General features: G+C 65.8%; 17 protein-coding genes. 13 read left to right on the top strand and 4 right to left on the bottom strand.

Features of this window, described 5'->3' with window-relative positions; translation table 11 throughout:
- Window positions 1–2: 2 nt before the first annotated feature.
- The 3 genes from JQ633_RS22320 to JQ633_RS22310 all read left to right on the top strand — a co-directional run bounded on the left by JQ633_RS22320 (window position 3) and on the right by JQ633_RS22310 (window position 3,084).
- Window positions 3–716, top strand: a complete 714-nt coding sequence (locus JQ633_RS22320) for an XdhC family protein (protein WP_211987214.1) — start codon at window positions 3–5, stop codon at window positions 714–716.
- The gene (locus tag JQ633_RS22315) at window positions 713–2,317 is read left to right on the top strand and encodes an NTP transferase domain-containing protein (protein ID WP_211987213.1); all 1,605 of its coding nucleotides are present in this window, start codon (window positions 713–715) and stop codon (window positions 2,315–2,317) included. Before JQ633_RS22320 ends, JQ633_RS22315 begins: the two co-directional genes overlap by 4 nt.
- Before the next feature lie 398 nt (window positions 2,318–2,715).
- Window positions 2,716–3,084, top strand: coding sequence for a DUF4189 domain-containing protein (locus JQ633_RS22310; protein ID WP_433995682.1), 369 nt, complete (start codon window positions 2,716–2,718; stop codon window positions 3,082–3,084).
- A 5-nt stretch (window positions 3,085–3,089) separates the two neighbouring features.
- Here the strand turns inward: JQ633_RS22310 and JQ633_RS22305 are convergent, their stop codons facing one another.
- Both JQ633_RS22305 and JQ633_RS22300 read right to left on the bottom strand, forming a co-directional pair.
- Window positions 3,090–3,683, bottom strand: a complete 594-nt coding sequence (locus JQ633_RS22305; RefSeq protein ID WP_211987211.1) for a tetratricopeptide repeat protein — start codon at window positions 3,681–3,683, stop codon at window positions 3,090–3,092.
- Window positions 3,684–3,774: 91 nt separating this feature from the next.
- A complete protein-coding gene (locus JQ633_RS22300; RefSeq protein WP_211987210.1) occupies window positions 3,775–5,211 on the bottom strand; it encodes a serine hydrolase domain-containing protein in 1,437 nt (478 codons plus the stop codon).
- Between the two features lie 109 nt (window positions 5,212–5,320).
- Between JQ633_RS22300 and JQ633_RS22295 the strand changes: the two genes are divergently transcribed.
- Window positions 5,321–6,040, top strand: coding sequence for a Crp/Fnr family transcriptional regulator (locus JQ633_RS22295; RefSeq protein WP_211987209.1), 720 nt, complete (start codon window positions 5,321–5,323; stop codon window positions 6,038–6,040).
- Between the two features lie 84 nt (window positions 6,041–6,124).
- Here JQ633_RS22295 and JQ633_RS22290 read toward each other — a convergent pair whose 3' ends face one another.
- Window positions 6,125–6,571 (bottom strand): DUF3224 domain-containing protein, encoded by a 447-nt coding sequence (locus tag JQ633_RS22290; RefSeq protein ID WP_211987208.1) that lies wholly within the window; start codon window positions 6,569–6,571, stop codon window positions 6,125–6,127.
- Window positions 6,572–6,582: 11 nt separating this feature from the next.
- Complete coding sequence (locus tag JQ633_RS22285; RefSeq protein WP_211987207.1) at window positions 6,583–7,263, bottom strand: carboxymuconolactone decarboxylase family protein; 681 nt, start codon at window positions 7,261–7,263, stop codon at window positions 6,583–6,585.
- A 202-nt stretch (window positions 7,264–7,465) separates the two neighbouring features.
- Between JQ633_RS22285 and JQ633_RS22280 the strand changes: the two genes are divergently transcribed.
- From JQ633_RS22280 to JQ633_RS22240, 9 genes are all read left to right on the top strand, one after another.
- Entirely contained in the window at window positions 7,466–7,876 is a 411-nt protein-coding gene (locus JQ633_RS22280; RefSeq protein ID WP_211987206.1) for a DUF2000 family protein, read from the top strand.
- Window positions 7,877–8,057: 181 nt separating this feature from the next.
- Complete coding sequence (locus tag JQ633_RS22275) at window positions 8,058–8,789, top strand: TetR/AcrR family transcriptional regulator (protein ID WP_211987205.1); 732 nt, start codon at window positions 8,058–8,060, stop codon at window positions 8,787–8,789.
- Window positions 8,786–9,571 carry an HlyD family secretion protein gene (locus JQ633_RS22270; protein ID WP_211987204.1) on the top strand — a complete coding sequence of 262 codons (786 nt, stop codon included), beginning with the start codon at window positions 8,786–8,788 and terminating at the stop codon, window positions 9,569–9,571. The genes JQ633_RS22275 and JQ633_RS22270 overlap by 4 nt, the downstream gene beginning before the upstream one ends.
- Window positions 9,568–10,530: an ABC transporter ATP-binding protein gene (locus JQ633_RS22265; RefSeq protein ID WP_211987203.1), complete on the top strand. Its 963-nt coding sequence runs from the start codon at window positions 9,568–9,570 to the stop codon at window positions 10,528–10,530. The genes JQ633_RS22270 and JQ633_RS22265 overlap by 4 nt, the downstream gene beginning before the upstream one ends.
- 6 nt (window positions 10,531–10,536) lie before the next feature.
- A complete protein-coding gene (locus JQ633_RS22260; RefSeq protein ID WP_211987202.1) occupies window positions 10,537–11,700 on the top strand; it encodes an ABC transporter permease in 1,164 nt (387 codons plus the stop codon).
- A gap of 85 nt (window positions 11,701–11,785) precedes the next feature.
- Window positions 11,786–13,102 carry an adenylate/guanylate cyclase domain-containing protein gene (locus tag JQ633_RS22255; RefSeq protein WP_211987201.1) on the top strand — a complete coding sequence of 439 codons (1,317 nt, stop codon included), beginning with the start codon at window positions 11,786–11,788 and terminating at the stop codon, window positions 13,100–13,102.
- A gap of 115 nt (window positions 13,103–13,217) precedes the next feature.
- The gene (locus JQ633_RS22250; protein WP_211987270.1) at window positions 13,218–14,135 is read left to right on the top strand and encodes a PhzF family phenazine biosynthesis protein; all 918 of its coding nucleotides are present in this window, start codon (window positions 13,218–13,220) and stop codon (window positions 14,133–14,135) included.
- A 341-nt stretch (window positions 14,136–14,476) separates the two neighbouring features.
- Window positions 14,477–15,943 (top strand): amidase family protein, encoded by a 1,467-nt coding sequence (locus JQ633_RS22245; RefSeq protein ID WP_211987200.1) that lies wholly within the window; start codon window positions 14,477–14,479, stop codon window positions 15,941–15,943.
- 45 nt (window positions 15,944–15,988) lie between these two features.
- A complete protein-coding gene (locus JQ633_RS22240; RefSeq protein WP_211987199.1) occupies window positions 15,989–16,570 on the top strand; it encodes a TetR/AcrR family transcriptional regulator in 582 nt (193 codons plus the stop codon).
- The last annotated feature ends 9 nt before the right edge of the window (window positions 16,571–16,579 follow it).

Raw genomic sequence — 16,579 nt, 5'->3', positions numbered from 1 at the left:
CCGTGAAGCTCGAGACCCTCAAGGAATTGAACGCCGAGCGCGCCGCGCGTCGTCCGGTCATCGTCGTCACCGACACGTCGAATGGCGAGCAGCGCCTGGTCAAGGCGAAGGACATCGCTGCTGATCCGCTGCGTGCCGAACTGTCAAAACAGTTGCGGATGGGCAAGAGCGGCAATGTCGAGGTCGGCGGCAAGAAGCTGTTCCTCAACGTCTACGCGCCGACCGCCAAGCTCGTCATCATCGGCGCGGTCCATATCAGCCAGGCGCTGGCGCCGCTGGCGCGCTCGCTCGACTATGACGTGACGGTGGTCGATCCGCGCACCGCGTTTGCCAGCCCCGAGCGCTTTCCGGATGTGCCGCTGGTCGCCGAATGGCCTGACGTCGCACTGCCGCCGCTCAACATCGATCATTATACGGCCTTCGTCGCGGTGACGCATGATCCCAAGATCGACGATCCCGCGCTGATGCACGCCTTCGATCGCGACTGCTTCTATATCGGCGCGCTCGGCTCGCGGAAGACGCATGCCAAGCGCGGCGAGCGGCTGCGCGCGCTCGGCGCCAAGGACAGCGACATCGCGCGCATCCATGCGCCGATCGGCCTCGACATCGGCGCGGTGTCGCCGTCGGAGATCGCGGTTGCGATCATGGCCGAGATCACCGCGCAATTGCGTTTGCCTCCCAAAGAAAATTCCAAGGAAAAAGAAGAAGCGGCATGAAGTTCGGTCCCGCCAGTCCGGCCGACGCGATTGGCGGCGTCACCGTGCATACGTTGCGCCAGGGCGCGCTGGTGCTCAAGAAGGGCACCACCATCGGCCCTGAAGAGGTCGAGGCGCTCACCAAGGCCGGCGTCAAGGACGTCGTCGTAGTGCGGCTGGAGGACGGCGACATCTCCGAGGATGCAGCGGCCGCGAGCATCGCGCAGGCGGTGGCGGGCGAGGGCGTCAATGTCGAGCGCGCCTTCACCGGCCGCTCCAATCTGTTTGCGGCGCGTCCCGGCGTGCTGGTGGTCGATCGCGCCGCGGTCGATCGCATCAACGGCGTCGACGAGGCCATCACCTTTGCGACGCTCGCGGCGTACAAGCCGGTGGTCGAAGGCGAGATGATCGCGACCGTCAAGCTGATCCCGTTCGGCGTCGAAGGACGGCTGCGCGATGCGGCCGTCGCGGTCGCCGGCAAGGACACGCTGCGGATCGCACCCTATGTGATCAGGAAGGTCGGCGTGGTCTCGACGCTGTTGCCGGGCCTCGCTCCGAAAGTGATCGACAAGACGTTGCGCGTCACCGCCGAGCGGCTCGCACCTGCCGGCGCCGAAATCATCGCCGAGCGCCGCGTGCCGCATGACGAGACGGTGCTCGCCGCTTCGATCAAGGAATTGCTCGGTCTTGGGGCCGAACTCGTCATCGTGTTCGGCGCATCCGCGATCGCCGACCGGCGCGATGTTATCCCGGCGGCGATCACCGAGATCGGCGGCGCGATCGAGCATTTCGGCATGCCGGTCGATCCCGGCAATCTGCTGTTGATCGGCAGCGCCGGCGGCGTGCCGGTGCTCGGCGCGCCGGGCTGCGCGCGCTCGCCGGTCGAGAACGGCTTTGACTGGGTGCTGATGCGGCTGCTCGCCGGCATCAAGGTGACGCGATCGGATCTCACCGGCATGGGCGTCGGCGGCCTGCTGATGGAGATCGTGACGCGGCCGCAGCCCCGAACCGTCCCGGACACCGAAGGCAACCGCAACGTCGCGGCGATCGTGCTCGCTGCGGGTCGGTCGACCCGGATGGGCGGCCCCAACAAGCTGCTGGCCGAGCTCGACGGCAAGAAGCTGGTGCGCATCGTCGCCGAGCAGGCGCTGGCCTCGAAGGCCGCCGAGGTGATCGTCGTCACCGGCCATCAGGCCGGCCTGGTCGAGCAGGCGCTCGAAGGCCTCAAGGTGAAATTCGTCCGCAATCCGGATTTCGCCGGCGGTCTGGCCAGCTCGGTGAAAGCGGGCATCTCGGCGGTGTCGGACAGTGCCGACGGCGCGGTGGTCTGCCTCGGCGACATGCCGCTGATATCGGCCCAGCTGATCGATCGCCTGATCGAGACCTTCGCGCCGGACCGCGGTCACTTGATCGCCGTCCCCGTCAGCGAGGGCCGCCGCGGCAATCCGGTGCTGTGGTCGCGCCGCTTCTTCAGGGAATTGATGACGCTCGACGGCGACATCGGCGCCCGCCATCTGATCGCCAAGCACGCCGAGGCCGTCGCCGAAGTCCCGGTCGAAGGCAACAGCGCCTTCCTCGACATCGACACGCCACAGGCCCTGGAAGCGGCAAGGCAGGGGTGATTCCGAATTCGCAGCTTCGTAGGGTGGGCAAAGGCGCGTAGCGCCGTGCCCACCATCACGAGCACGCCGCTGATGGTGGGCACGGCGCAAGCGCGCCTTTGTGCACCCTACGGATTGGGGCTGCAAGGCAGGGGCTGATTTCATCCGCCGTCGTCCCGGCGAAGGCCGGGACCCATAACCACAAATGCGGATTGGTTTGCGAAGCTGAGGCTGCTTTCCCGACGACAATTGCGTTCGGTGGTAATGGGTCCCGGCCTTCGCCGGGACGACGCGTGCATGCAGCTGCGCCATCAACCCGTCATTCACCATCTGGAAACGACCCCTTTGTAAAGTCCGCGCCGGGTTCTGGGGGATTCCATTTGATCATTTCGACCGCCGCCGCGCAGCGCCGCGCGCTGATGATTCTTGTCTTGACATTGCTGCTTGGTGCGACCCGTTTCGCCGCAGAAACCTTTGTGCCCAAGGCCCATGCGGCCGGCGCGTTCGCGGTCGGCAAGTGCGGCGCCTACGGCCAGGCCTATGACTACCCGGCGGAAGCTGCCGCGCGCGCCGCCGCGATGAAGCAGTGCAAGGGCGATTGCACCGCCGTCACCATGAAGCGCGCCTGCGCCGCGCTCTCGATCGACCTGAAGAATCCCTGCGGCGCCCACGGCTACGCGGTGGCGCCGAAGATATCGAACTCGCTCAATGCCGCGACGCGCAAATGCTACGAGTATGGCGGCAAGGAATGCGTGATCCGCGCTTGGGCCTGCGACGCCAAGGGCTAGCCGCGTTACTGGTCGATATTGGGATCGATCTTCTTTGCGGCGGCGATGTCCGCATCGCCGGCGGTCGCGTCGCCCTTCTGCCGCCTGGCGATGCCGCGCCAGTACAGCGCCGTGGCGGACGCCGGCTGCAGCCGGATCGCATGGTCGAACTCGGACCGCGCGCGATCGAACTCGCCCTTCGCGAGGAAGACAATTCCGCGCGCCGCCAGCGCCAGGTCGTTGTCCGGGGCGAGCGCGATCGCCTTGTCATAGTCCGCCAGCGCGCGGTCGTAGTCCTTCCTCACCAGGTGGATGTCGCCGCGCGCGCCGAACGCGAAGGCATCGTCGGGAGCGAGCCGGATCACCTGCTCGATATCGGCGAGGCTGTGGTCGAGGTCGCCGGTCTGCGCATAGGCCTGGGCGCGGTTGGTGAGGGCCTTTGCGAGGTCCTTGCCTGCGAACTTCCCCGACGCGATCACTGCGGTGCATCCCGTGACCTGCGCGTCCCACGCGACGTCGGACTTTCCGGTGCATTTGGCGTCGAGCAAGGTCTCGGCCTGCGCCGCGATCGCGGAGCAAACCAGAGTAGCGAATACGAGCAGCGAGCAGCGTCTCTTCATCGATGCAGATCCGAACCGGGCGGTACGCCCCCGAAGCTTTGTCGCGGGCGCCGGATGGCTGGTTCAGGGCGATCGCAGCCGTTGCGATCGCTCATCCCTCCGAGTGCAAGGCAGCGATGGTTTCCCGGACCAGCCGCTCGACCGCGACGCGGTCGTCATTCGCGGTGTAGGCCCAACCGATCTTGACGATCACGAGGTCCTGCGACGGCATCACGATCGCGTACTGGCCCTGGCTGCCGGCGGCCATGAAGCTGTCCGCCGGGAAACCGCCGGCGATACGGCTGCGCGCGGCGGCGGAGTTGCCGCGCTGGGTCCAGAAGCCCGCGCCATAGCCGTATTCGTCGGCGCTTGGCGGGGTGAGCTTTGCCGAATAGTCGACCCAGCCCTCGGGCAGGATACGCCGGCCGTTCTCGGTCACGCCGTCGCGCAGATAGAACAGGCCGAACCGCGCCCAGTCGCGGGCGCTGGCCCATAGATGGATGGTTCCGAGCGGAACGCCTGCGCTGTCATATTCGAGCGTGGCGTTCTGAAAGCCGACCGGCTCGAACAATTCGCGCGCGATGAATTTGCGTGCCGCGCCGGCGTCGCCGCCGGCGAGGTCGCGGATGATCCGCGACAGCAGCACGAAATTGCAGTTGGTGTAGCGCCATTCCTGTCCGGGCCTGGCGCGCTGGCCTATGCTGGCGGCAAAGGCCGACTGGTCGGCCATGTCGTATTCCATCTGGGTATCGGGGTCGAAGATGGTCGAAAATCCCGACGTATGCGCCGAATCGCCACCGCTGAGGCCGCTGGTCATACGCAGCAGCTGATCGGGTGTGATCGGCCGGCGCGGGTCTGCCGGCTTCGACCATTCGGCAATCGGCGCCGGCTCGTACATATCGAGCTTTCCGTCGCGCACGAGGATGCCGAGCAGCGCATTGGTCACCGACTTGGTCATCGACCAGCCGATCAGCGGCGTCGCCGGCGTCACGCCCGGCGCATAGCGTTCGCCGACGATGCGGCCCTTGTGCAGCACCACGACGGCCTTGGTGAAACGGCGCGGCCCGGTCTCGGATTCGGCGAAGGCATGCTCCAGTGCCTCGGCCAGCTTTGCGTTCACCGGCGCGACGACGTCGGGACCTGCGAGCGGCGGCACCGCGGCGGCTGCCGGCAGGTCGTCGTCTGCCTCGCCGCGGAAGAAGCGCGCCTCGCGCCCGGGATGCAGCACGCGGCACCCGAACGGCCCGTCATGCACGGCGCGGCTCTCGACGAGGCCCGCCAGACTGGTTCGCACTTCGCGCCGGCGCTGGTCGATCTCGTAGCGGATCAAGCCGCGGAGCGGGCCGAGCTTGGGCCGGATCGCCTCGTCGAAGAACTGCGTGGGATCGAGGCCCGCCACGAAGGTGGCCGAGCAAAGCTGGTGGCTGGCAAAATGCACGGGCACGCCGGCCGCGCGCGCCAGCGCGTCGCGCCCGATGAAGGCCGCGGCGGCGGATCCGAGGCAGGCCAGGGTCGAGGCGAGCTTCCAGTTGTATCGCAGCGAGATCATCCACTTCACCCACAGATGTTGCGTGGGCCGTGGCATAGCCGCATCATGCGCTCACCGTCTGTCGGCGGGCCGACACAGCGCACGAGGATGTGATGCAGGCGAGGGAGCGATGAACGGAGCCGGCCGATCGGTCGCGATCACCGCAGCGCAGCTCGAAGTTCTCAACGGCAGCGACTGGTTCGCCGCGCTCGACCCTGCCTTCCGTGAGGCCGTGCTGGCCTCATCGCGCATCGTGATGCTGCCGGCCGGCGGCGCCGTGTTCCACCGCGGCGACGCCAGTGACGGTCTCTATTGCGTGCTGTCGGGTGCGGTCTGCTTCAGCAGCAGTGCGCCGTCGGGCCGGGGTTCGATCGCCGCGATGGTCGAGGCGCCGCAATGGTTCGGCGAGATCGCGCTGTTCGACGGCGGGCCGCGCACCCACGACGCCGTCGCCGACATCGCCTCGACATTATTGCATCTGCCGCTGCGTCACCTGACCAGGATACTCGCCGATGATCCGGGTCGCTGGCAGCAGCTCGGGCAGTTGCTGGTCGGCAAGCTGCGGATCGCGCTCACGCTGCTGGAGGACATGGCGCTGGAGCCGCCGAAGGTGCGGCTGGCGCGTTGCCTGATCAATCTGCTGGAGGGCTACGGCCAGCGCAAGGTAGCGCCGTCATCGAGTGTGCGCGTCTCGCAGGAGCGGCTCGGCATGATGCTCTCGCTCAGCCGCCAGACCGTCAACGAGCTGCTGCGTCATCTCGAGCAGGACAAGATCATCGAATGCCGGCGCGGCGGCGTGCGGATCCTCGATCAGCGCCGGCTCGGCGAAGTAGCGCGCGGTGCTGCGTAGGATGGGTAGAGCGAAGCGAAACCCATCGCTTCGTGCCGCGCGGTGAGGTGATGGGTATCGCTTCGCTCCACCCATCCTACGGAGCTACTGATCGAACCAATAGGTGAGGGAGGTGTCGGCTGACCAGCCGGTCTTGGCCGATTTGTCGGGCATTGCGGCAAACGCCGCATAGCCGCGCAGTCCGGCGAGTTCGCCCGTTCCCGATCCTTCGAGGATCTCCCAGCGGCCATGCACGGCGTGATGCCGATCGGTGAAGCCGCTCGCCTGCAACAGGAAGGATCCGGTGCGCCCGTCGAGCGATCCGGTGATGCGCTCATAGCAGGTCAACATCCCGGTGCCGTCGTTGCGCTCGATACGCAGATGGGTCGCGATGCCCTTGGCGACGAGACCGCCCGAGAAATTTTCCTCGAGCCGCGTCTCCACCACGGTCATCGCGCTGTCGTCTGTGTGATCAAGCACCTCGCGGAGATATTTCGCGACCTCGACCTTCGACTGCGTGGTCGTATGTGAGACTGTCTTTTGTGCGGACATCGGCTGCTCCATCAATTGGCGCGGGCATTGGGCATCAGCGCATCGAGCGCGATCAGCGCCTGCCACGCTTTCGGGATCGAGAACTCCGCCAGCGCGCGCAGCGCCACGCAGCATTCGGCCCGCGTCAGCCCGGCCTGACGGCACAGTCCGACATGCGCCGCGAAGGGTGGGCCGAGCGTGCCGCCGATGACGTCGACGGCGAAGGTAGCGAGGCAGCGTTCCCTGCGGGAAAGGCCGGGCCGCGACCACAATTGGCGGCTGGTCTGATCGACCAGGCGTGCGAATTCCGGATCGATCCGTTCCAGCGCGGCGAGCGTCGCCTCGTCGTAGACAGGCCGGTCCGCCTCGATCCGAGACGCCGAACTGCCGGAATCCTTGTCAAGTTCTTCGGCAACCTGCAGCAACCGCTCGAATCCCATCGCGACGATGTTGAACCCGGCATCGGGCGCCACGTGCCGCAGCAACTCGCGCAAGTCCTCCACCGTCATCGCCGCCTGGCCGAGCGCCATGCCGACATGCAGCTCGAACGGCAGCCCGAGTTCGGGAACGCAGAGATCAGCCGCGATCATCACGACGGCCTTCTCGCGCATCGAAAGCGCGGGCGCGCTCCAGATTGCCTTGCCGGCCTCGATCCCCATCTGGCCGAACACGGGATCGAGGCTGGTGACGCGCTGTTCCGACATCAGTTGCATGCAAGGCTCCTGAGCAGTTCGAACCGTGGTCCAACAAGCAACATGTCGGTCTACAAATGAGTCCGCTCCGGATCGTTCCTCTCACGGTGACGATTTCTCAACCGCGCTTGTTGCGGCACTCGCCCAAGTTGCCACCTGCTGCCAATCATGAACCGGCCGGCAGGACTGGCCTTGCCGGCCGGCTTGCGGCTACACTTGCGTCATGCAATTCGATACCAAGATCGCGGTCGTGATCCGCACCGACCTGGAAGTCTGGCAGAAGCTCAACGTCGCGTCCTTTCTGTCAGGCGGCATCGCAGCCACCTTTCCCGAATGTATCGGCGAGAATTACGAGGATGGCTCGGGGACCAGATATCTGTCCCTGATCGGCCAGCCGATCCTGATCTACGGAGCCGATCGCGCGGCGCTGTCGCGGGCACTGGAGCGGGCGCTGGCGCGCAACGTGCAGCCGGCGCTCTACACCGAGGACATGTTCAAGACCACGCATGACGCCGCCAACCGCGAGGTGGTGAGGGCGGTGCCGCGCACCGACCTCAATCTCGTCGGCATTGCCGTGCGCGCCGAGCGCAAGGTGGTCGACAAGATTCTCGACGGGCTGAAATTCCACGGCTGAGGATTTGCGGCGCGCCTCAAGGCGTAGCGCTCGGGCGGAAATAGCCCGCGTCGATGGCATTGCATCGGGCATGACCGGCGGTGGCCTGTGCACGACAACCGCCCACAAACTGAAACCTTTCCGACCCGGCCGCGTTCTCCCTCTTGAACGTATTGACAATGACTGACTAGTCAGTCATTGTATGGTCATGGCAAAACACACCGACATATCGACCCGCACGCCGCCCGCAGGGCGCCGGACGACCACCCGGGCCGCCTCGGCCAAGGCGCCGAAGGTGGTCTCGGCCAAGCCGGCTACGGAGCGGCCCGCGGCGAACCGCGCCGAGAAGTCGGCGGAGCGGCGGGCGGCGATCGTCGCGGCCGCGATGGATGAATTCATCGCGCGCGGCTTTGCCGCGACGCGGCTCGACGACGTCGCCAAGCGGGCCGGGGTCGCCAAGGGCACGCTGTACCTGCACTTCAAGGACAAGGAGTCGATGTTCGAGGAGCTGATCCGCACCGCGGTCGTACCCTTGATCGATCGCATGGCGGCGCCGCCGCCGATGACGGGGCCGGTGCGCGACGCCGTCGAGCGGTTCGCCGAGACCTTCATTCGCGAGATCGCCGAGACCCGGCGCGGCGACATCATCCGCCTGATCGTCGCCGAAGGGCCGCGCTTTCCGGCGATCGCCGATTTCTACTTCCGCGAGGTGGTCTCTCGGGGGATGGGCGCGATGCGTGCGCTGATCCAACTCGCGATCACGCGTGGCGAGATCAGGCAGCGCGAGCTGGCGCAATTCCCGCAATTGATCGTCGCGCCGGCGATCGTCGCGGTGATCTGGCAGAGCCTGTTCGCCAGACACGCGCCGCTCGATGCGCTCGCGATGTTCAGGGTTCATCTCGATCTGATTTTCGGCGAACGGAGGACATCATGACCTCGTCGCGAACGACAAAGGCATTGATATTTGCCGCGCTGGCGGCGCTGCTCGCCGGCTGCCAGGAGAAGCGCGATCCCGGCTTCCAGGGCTGGGTCGAGGCCGACATGATCTTCGTCAGCCCCGACGAGTCCGGCCGCGTCACCAAGCTGAACGTGCGCGAGGGCGACGAGGTCAAGCCCGGCGATCTGCTCTACACCGTCGACGACGACCTGCAACGCGCCGATCTCAACCAGAACAATGCGTCGCTGGCCAATGCGCAGCAGACCTATGACCGCGCGGCCTCGCTGCGCGGCACCGGCTCCGGCACCCAGGCCAATCTGGATTCCGCGGTCTCGGCGCTGCGCATCGCCGAGGCACGCGTCAACACCTCGCAGACCCGGCTCGACCGCCGCAAGGGCTTTGCGCCGATCGCAGGCAGCATCCAGCAGATCTATTTCCGCGAGGGCGAGATGGTGCAGGCGCAGCGGCCGGTGCTCTCGATCATGCCGCCCGGCAACATGAAGCTGCGCTTCTTCGTGCCGGAGAAGGAATTGCCGAAGCTTGCGCTCGGCGACGAGGTGAAGGTGACCTGCGACAACTGCGCGGCCGATCTCACCGCTAAGATCTACTTCATCGCGACCACCGCGGAGTACACCCCGCCGGTGATCTATAGTCTCGATGAGCGCAACAAGCTGGTCTATCTGATCCAGGCGCGGCCGAGTCGGCCCGACGCTTTGCGCGTTGGCCAGCCGATCAGCATCTATCTCAATCCCAAGACGCCGGTGGCGGAACGCAGATGAACGGCGCCACGACCAGCGCGGCAGCAAGCGCATCCGGCCTCGCGATCGACGCCAGGGGCCTGAGCAAGTCGTTCAATGGGCGCGAGGTGGTCCATGACCTGTCGATGCAGGTCAAGCGCGGCTCGATCTACGGCTTCCTCGGCCCCAACGGCAGCGGCAAGACCACCACCATCCGCATCCTCTGCGGCCTGCTGACGCCGGACAGCGGTGAGGGCACCTGTCTCGGCTACGACATCCGGCGCGACGCCGACAAGATCAAGCGCAAGGTCGGCTACATGACGCAGCGCTTCAGCCTCTACCAGGATCTCTCGGTGCGCGAGAACCTCGAATTCGTCGCGCGGCTCTACGGCCTGCCGGATGCACGGCGCGCCGCGGGCGACATGATCGCGCGGATCGGGCTGAAGGGCCGCGAGGAGCAACTCGCCGGCGAACTGTCCGGCGGCTGGAAGCAGCGGCTCGCGCTCGGCGCCTGCACGCTGCCCAGTCCGCAACTGCTGCTGCTGGACGAGCCGACCGCCGGCGTCGATCCCAAGGCGCGGCGCGACTTCTGGAACGAGATCCATGCACTCGCGGCTGAGGGTCTCACCGTGCTGGTTTCGACCCACTACATGGACGAGGCCGAGCGCTGCCACGAGATCGCCTACATCGCCTACGGCCATCTGCTGGCGCACGGCACCGTCGACGAGGTGATCGCGGGCTCCAATCTGTCGACCTACACGGTGACCGGCGATGACTTCAACGGGCTGATGACTGAGCTGTCGGGGAAGCCCGGCGTCGACATGGTGGCGCCGTTTGGCACCAGCCTGCACGTCTCCGGCCGCGACAAGGCGGCGCTGGAGGCCGCCATCACGCCATACCGCAGCAACACGAAATGGCACTGGCAGCCGAGCGAGCCGTCGCTCGAAGACGTTTTCATCGACCTGATGGGGCGCTCCACGGATAATTTCCAGCGAGGATAATTCGCAATGAGCGCGAGCGACACGATCCCGACCCGCGAGACCAGGGAGCCGCATTTCGGCTTCTGGCGGCGCAGCTATGCGATGCTGGTCAAGGAGTTCATCCAGCTTCGCCGCGACCGCGTCTCCTTCGCCATGATTATTATGCTGCCGGTGATGCAGCTGACGCTGTTCGGCTACGCCATCAACACCACGCCGCGCAATCTGCCGACCGCCGTGCTGACCCAGGAGGACACCGATCTCGGCCGCTCGATCCTGAAGGCGATGCAGAACACCGCCTATTTCCGCTTCGTCCGCGAGGTCCACACCGTCGCCGAATTCGACGAGCTGCTGCAATCCGGCAAGGTGCTGTTCGGTGTCGAGATCCCGCGCGGCTTCGAGCGCGCGGTGCGGCGCGGCGACAAGCCGGCGCTGCTGGTCGCCGCCGATGCCACCGATCCGGTGGCGGCGGGCTCGGCGCTCGGCGCACTCGGGCCGCTGGTGCAGACCGCGCTGGCGCATGATCTCCACATCGGCGATCCGCCGGAGATGCCGTTCGAGATTCGCGCCCATGCCCGCTACAATCCGGCGGCGGAATCCCGGCTCAACATCGTGCCCGGCCTGGTCGGCACCATCCTCACGATGACCATGCTGATCTTCACCGCTCTGTCGGTGACGCGCGAGATCGAGCGCGGCACCATGGAGAGCCTGCTGTCGATGCCGATCAAGCCGGTCGAGGTGATGTTCGGCAAGATCATCCCCTATGTGATCGTCGGCTTCGTCCAGGCGACGCTGATCATCGGCATCGGAGTGTTCCTGTTTGGCGTGCCGATCATTGGCAGCCTCACGCTGCTGGCGCTGCTGACCACGCTGTTCATCACCACCAACCTGGCGATCGGCTACACATTCTCGACCATCGTGCAGAACCAGCTGCAGGCGATGCAGTTGTCGATGATGTTCTTCCTGCCCAGCATCCTGCTCTCCGGCTTCATGTTTCCGTTCGCCGGCATGCCGGTCTGGGCGCAATATCTCGGCGAGGGGCTGCCGCTGACCCACTTCGTCCGCATCGTCCGGGCCATCATGCTGAAGGGCGCGGCGATGGAGAACCTGCAATATGACACTTTGGCGCTGGCCGCCCTGATGCTGCTCGCCATGACCATCGCCGTCACGCGCTTCCGCCGCACGCTGGATTGAGGTTAAGATAGCGCCGTCAGCAATCGTCATTCCGGGCGGTGCGCAGCACCGAGCCCGGAATCTCGAGATTGACGGGGCAGGGGACATGGCAGGGTTCTTGAGCAAGAAAGACACGTCATCGCGCGATACGTCCGTATCGGCCGACTTCCACCACGCCCTGATGCGGGAGGTGATGACCACCGAGCTGCTCCGCATCAAGGTGCTGATCGGGATCGCGGCTTGTTTCGGGGCGACCACCTCGGTGATCTACTTCACCATGCCGGAGGTGCTGGTCCGGGTCTGGCATGGCAGTTTCAAGCCGTCCTACATCTATTCCGTCATCGTGCCGTTCATTCTCTTCGAATTGTGGGTGCATGGCGCGATCATGCGGCACATGAAGCAGAACCGCGACCTGCCGATCGTCAGGCGCTACGTCGGCGCGCTCATCGAGACCTCGATGCCGACCATTGCGCTCGCGCTGCATATCGACAGCATGGGCCCCGTGGCAGCGCTCGGCTGGGTCGCGCCGCTGGTCTATTTCATCTTCATCATCGCATCGACGCTGCGGCTGGATTTCTGGCTCTCGACCTTCACCGGCTTTGTCGCGGCGTCGCAGTTGTTCTGGATGGCGATGTATTATCGGCCCGACGGTACGACGGATCCTGCGCCCGATCTGTTCTACCACGCCGCGCGCAGCGTCGTGATCCTGGTCTCCGGCATCCTCGCGGGGACCGTCGGCATGCAGCTGAGGCGGCAGTTCGGCGCGAGCATCCTTGCCGCGACGGCGCGCGACCGCATCACCAACCTGTTCGGCCAGCACGTCTCGCCGCAGGTGGTCGAGCGGCTGATGGCGGAGGGGGCGAGCACGTCGAGCGACGTTCGCCGCGTCGCGGTGATGTTCGTCGACTTCCGCAGCTTCACGTCGGGCGCGCGCACGCGCTCGCCGCAGGAGGTGGTCGATAGGCTCGACGGCGCTTTCGCCATATTGGTCGACATCCTCGATCGCCACGGCGGCATCGTGAACAAGTTTCTCGGCGACGGATTCCTTGCGCTGTTCGGCGCGCCGCTGCCGAACGAGGATGCCCCCCACCAGGCGGTGGCGGCAGCGCGCGAGATGCTCGTCGCCAACGAGCGCCTCAACGCGACGTCGGGCTGGCCGCTGCGCATGGGCATCGCCGTCCATGTCGGCGAGGTCGTCGCAGGCAACATCGGCTCGCCGCGGCGCAAGGAATACACCGTGATCGGCGACACCGTGAATTTCGCCGCGCGGCTCGAGGCGCTCAACAAGGAGCTCGGCTCGCAATTCCTGATCTCGTCTGCGGTCCGCGAGGCGCTCGGTGACGACTGCAAGGACGCGGTGTCGCGCGGCGAGATACCGGTGCGAGGCTACGAGCACCCGGTGCCGGTCTGGCAATTGGGATAGCTTGCGCACGGGCGCGATTGCACCGAGTGCTCTGAAGGGCGTGATTCCACTCATGCTAGGATGCATGCGATCGGTCGCGCGTGGCGACCGGGAAAGAGGCATGAGGATCTGGAAGATGCAGCGGCGCTATATCACGGTCGACGTGTTCACCAATCGTGCTTTCGGCGGCAACCCGCTCGCCGTGGTGCTCGACGCCGGCGGATTGTCGACGGCGCAGATGCAGGCGATCGCGACCGAGTTCAATTATTCCGAGACGACTTTCGTGCTGCCGCCGCAGGACAAGGCCAACGACGCCCAGGTTCGCATCTTCACCATGCGCACGGAGATTCCGTTCGCCGGCCATCCCAATGTCGGCACTGCCTTCGTGCTGGCGACGCGCGCGGCAAATGCGCCGGAGCGGCTCAGGTTCGAGGAGAAGGCGGGCCTCGTGCCGGTCGAGATCCTGACCGAGGGCGGCAAGGTGATCGGCGCCGAGCTGACCGCGCCACAGCCGTTGCAGCGGTCGAACGAGGTCGGCGCGGCCGAGGTCGCTGCGTGCCTGTCGCTATCGGCCGACGACATCAGGACCGATCGGCACAAGCCGCAGGTCGCGTCCGTCGGCCTGCCGTTCCTGGTCGCCGAGATCGCCTCGCGGGAGGCGCTCAGGCGCGCCCGGCCGGATGCCGCCGCCTTCGCCAAGGTGCTGGCGCATATCGGGCGCGATGTCATCTATTTCTACACCCGCGATGTCCCGGCCAGCGAGCAGCCGCTCGATTTGCAGGCGCGCATGTTCCATCCGGGCGCGAGCGGCCTCTCCGAGGACCCCGCCACCGGCAGCGCGACCGGCGCGGCCGCCGCGCTGCTCGCCGATCTCGATCCGGCACGCGATGGCGAGTTGCGCTTGCGGATCGGGCAGGGCGTCGACATGGGCCGGCCGAGCCTCTTGCTCACGCGGGTGAAGAAGCAGGCCGGCGCCGTCACGTCGGTGCATGTCGGCGGCAGCTGCGTGAAGATGATGGAAGGGACGCTGAACGTGGCCGGCGAGGGCGGCTAGAGCGTCTTTAAGCGAAGTGGACGACGGGTTCGCGCGAAGAGCGGCGAGCCTGTCGTAGCGCGTCGCAATCCGGCGGCAGCGCTTGGTCCGCGCGATGTGCCCGAAAGCCGGCGCATCATGCTCACTTTTGAGTTTTGTCGAGTTTGCCCCAAAGCAGGCGTCCTCTTTCAATGGTCGCCAGCCCGATCTGCGTCTGTCGGCACCTCACGTTCCTGTGTGCAGAGAAGCCTTCATGCCTATTGAATTACGATCGTAATTTTATATTATGACCGTAATGGCATTGAGCTGAGCCGCCGGATGGTGGCGGCGGAATGCCGCAAACCGCTCGTTGCGAGGACTTCATGAACGACATCAACGCCCGTTCGCGCCACATGGCTCCTGAGGAACCCATCGACTGCTCCTCGTTGGGGCTCGCGGCCGCTGCAGCGGCTATACGCGGTGGCGAAATCACATCGGAGGCATTCACCGCGGCGCTTCTGCGGCGTGCGCGAACGTTTGCAGAGCTTAATGCCTTCATCACCATCAACGAGGCGGCCGTCCTGGAGGCCGCGAGGGACGCGGACAAAGCACGTGCCGCGGGGTCGGCGGCTACGCTACTGGGCGTGCCGCTCGGAGTGAAAGACAGTTATCTGACCAAAGGGCTGCCTACGAGCCTCGGTCTCGACAGCCTCGCTCACTTCGTGCCGCGCGAAGATGCGGACGCTGTCGCTGCCATAAAGCGTGCGGGCGCCCTGGTGTTCGGGAAAAACAACCTCGTCGAGATGTCCTACGGCTTGACCGGCCATAACGCACGTTACGGCCAGGTGAAGAATCCGCACGCACGAGACCGCGTGTCGGGCGGCTCCTCGAGCGGCTCGGCCGCAGCTGTCGCCGCCGGCCTCGTTCCAGCGTCGTTGGGCGGTGACACCGTTGGATCGATCCGGGTACCCGCATCGTTTTGTGGCGTCGTGGGATTCAAGCCGACCACCGGACGATGGCCGCGCCAGGGTGTTGCTCCGATCTCCCACACACTCGACACGACAGGTGCATTTGCCCGAAGCGTCGAGGATTGCGTGCTGCTGGATCAGGTCGTGACTGGCGAACAGGCAGCGGAATTCTCCGACCGCGACTATGATCTCAAGGGAGCTCGATTGGCCTTCGCGCCGCGACAGTTTCTGGATCTGGTGGACTCGGAAGTCGAGAGCCGCTTCCGTGAGGTGGTTCGGCGGCTGCAGTATGCCGGTGCGGAGATCGTTGAGGTGAACCTTGGCGATGATTTCAATGCCCTCGTCCAGACCGCGACATGGGGTATCTTCGCCCATGAGACGATGGGCGCAATATCGGAATTCCTTCGCCGGCACGACATACCGACAACGTTCGAGGCGATTTACGAGGGTCTCAAGCCTCAACTTCGGCAGGCGTGGGAACACATCGTGCTGCCGGGCGGTGCAGGCGCCATCTCGGCAGAAGCGCATCAGACGGCGCTCAACGTGACTCGGCCTGAAATCCAGCGCCGGCTCGACACGGCGTTCGTCGCTTGTGGGGCGCAGGTCATTCTGCAGCCGACCACACCGTGTACGGCGCCCTTGATTGACGAGCGGGCGACCGTCCATATCGCGGGGCAGGACGTCAGCTATCTCGCTTTGGCGAATCACACTGTCTCGGCCAGCAGCGTCGGATTGCCGGGTGTCAGTCTTCCCGTTGGCCGATCTCGTGCTGGACTGCCGATTGGCCTTGAACTTGATGCCCCCTTAGGGAGCGACCGCACGCTTTTAGTCTTTGCCCGCAAGATCGAAGGCGCCTTGGGTGCCGCGCCGACCGCGATCTGACGCGTGGCTCTAGTATCTGAGAGATATCAGTGGAGTTGAGATGAGATGCGCTTCGAGAAAGGTCATAAGTTGGCGACACGACGGCACATCGTCGATGTGGCATCGAAATGCATGCGCCGGGACGGCATCTCCGCTACCGGGATTGCCGGGATTATGGGCGAGGCCGGCCTGACCAAAGGGGCATTCTCTCCGCACTTCGAGTCCAAGGATGAGCTTGTACGCGAGGCGCTGGCGCGCGCGCTTGGTGACCAGCAGCGTTGCCTTGACGAAGATCAGCTCAAGGGCCTCGACTTTGAAGGCGCGATCCGGCGGTACCTGGACCGCGCGCACCTCGAAGCCCCCGCGCAGGGGTGCCCCTCCGCTGCGTTACTTCCGGAAATCGCGCGCCAGCCCCGGCACACCAGGCGAGACTACGAGAAGGCGCTGGGGAGCTACGTTGCGACTTTGGCGGCGCTGTTACCCGGCGCAGATTCTGCAGCGAACCACCGCCGGGCGAGGGCCATCTTCGGACTCATGGTGGGCACGCTGCAGTTCGCGCGGGCGGTACCCGACGCTGTCGAAGCGCAGCAAATTCTGGATGGCGGCATTGAAGCGGCGCTGCAGTTGGCGCGAGCTCCATCATCCTGAATCACGAAG

Source organism: Bradyrhizobium tropiciagri (assembly GCF_018130505.1).
GTDB lineage: Bacteria > Pseudomonadota > Alphaproteobacteria > Rhizobiales > Xanthobacteraceae > Bradyrhizobium > Bradyrhizobium tropiciagri_B.
Note: the sequence above shows the minus strand (reverse complement) of the source record. Positions and strands in the feature narration are given on the sequence as shown.

Bases quoted from the DNA above. Each gene is read 5' to 3' on its own strand.
- JQ633_RS22315 (WP_211987213.1), top strand. From the start codon at position 713: ATGAAGTTCGGTCCCGCCAGTCCGGCCGACGCGATTGGCGGCGTCACC.
- JQ633_RS22310 (WP_433995682.1), top strand. From the start codon at position 2,716: ATGATTCTTGTCTTGACATTGCTGCTTGGTGCGACCCGTTTCGCCGCA.
- JQ633_RS22305 (WP_211987211.1), bottom strand. From the start codon at position 3,683: ATGAAGAGACGCTGCTCGCTGCTCGTATTCGCTACTCTGGTTTGCTCC.
- JQ633_RS22300 (WP_211987210.1), bottom strand. From the start codon at position 5,211: ATGATCTCGCTGCGATACAACTGGAAGCTCGCCTCGACCCTGGCCTGC.
- JQ633_RS22295 (WP_211987209.1), top strand. From the start codon at position 5,321: ATGAACGGAGCCGGCCGATCGGTCGCGATCACCGCAGCGCAGCTCGAA.
- JQ633_RS22290 (WP_211987208.1), bottom strand. From the start codon at position 6,571: ATGTCCGCACAAAAGACAGTCTCACATACGACCACGCAGTCGAAGGTC.
- JQ633_RS22285 (WP_211987207.1), bottom strand. From the start codon at position 7,263: ATGCAACTGATGTCGGAACAGCGCGTCACCAGCCTCGATCCCGTGTTC.
- JQ633_RS22280 (WP_211987206.1), top strand. From the start codon at position 7,466: ATGCAATTCGATACCAAGATCGCGGTCGTGATCCGCACCGACCTGGAA.
- JQ633_RS22275 (WP_211987205.1), top strand. From the start codon at position 8,058: ATGGTCATGGCAAAACACACCGACATATCGACCCGCACGCCGCCCGCA.
- JQ633_RS22270 (WP_211987204.1), top strand. From the start codon at position 8,786: ATGACCTCGTCGCGAACGACAAAGGCATTGATATTTGCCGCGCTGGCG.
- JQ633_RS22265 (WP_211987203.1), top strand. From the start codon at position 9,568: ATGAACGGCGCCACGACCAGCGCGGCAGCAAGCGCATCCGGCCTCGCG.
- JQ633_RS22260 (WP_211987202.1), top strand. From the start codon at position 10,537: ATGAGCGCGAGCGACACGATCCCGACCCGCGAGACCAGGGAGCCGCAT.
- JQ633_RS22255 (WP_211987201.1), top strand. From the start codon at position 11,786: ATGGCAGGGTTCTTGAGCAAGAAAGACACGTCATCGCGCGATACGTCC.
- JQ633_RS22250 (WP_211987270.1), top strand. From the start codon at position 13,218: ATGCAGCGGCGCTATATCACGGTCGACGTGTTCACCAATCGTGCTTTC.
- JQ633_RS22245 (WP_211987200.1), top strand. From the start codon at position 14,477: ATGAACGACATCAACGCCCGTTCGCGCCACATGGCTCCTGAGGAACCC.
- JQ633_RS22240 (WP_211987199.1), top strand. From the start codon at position 15,989: ATGCGCTTCGAGAAAGGTCATAAGTTGGCGACACGACGGCACATCGTC.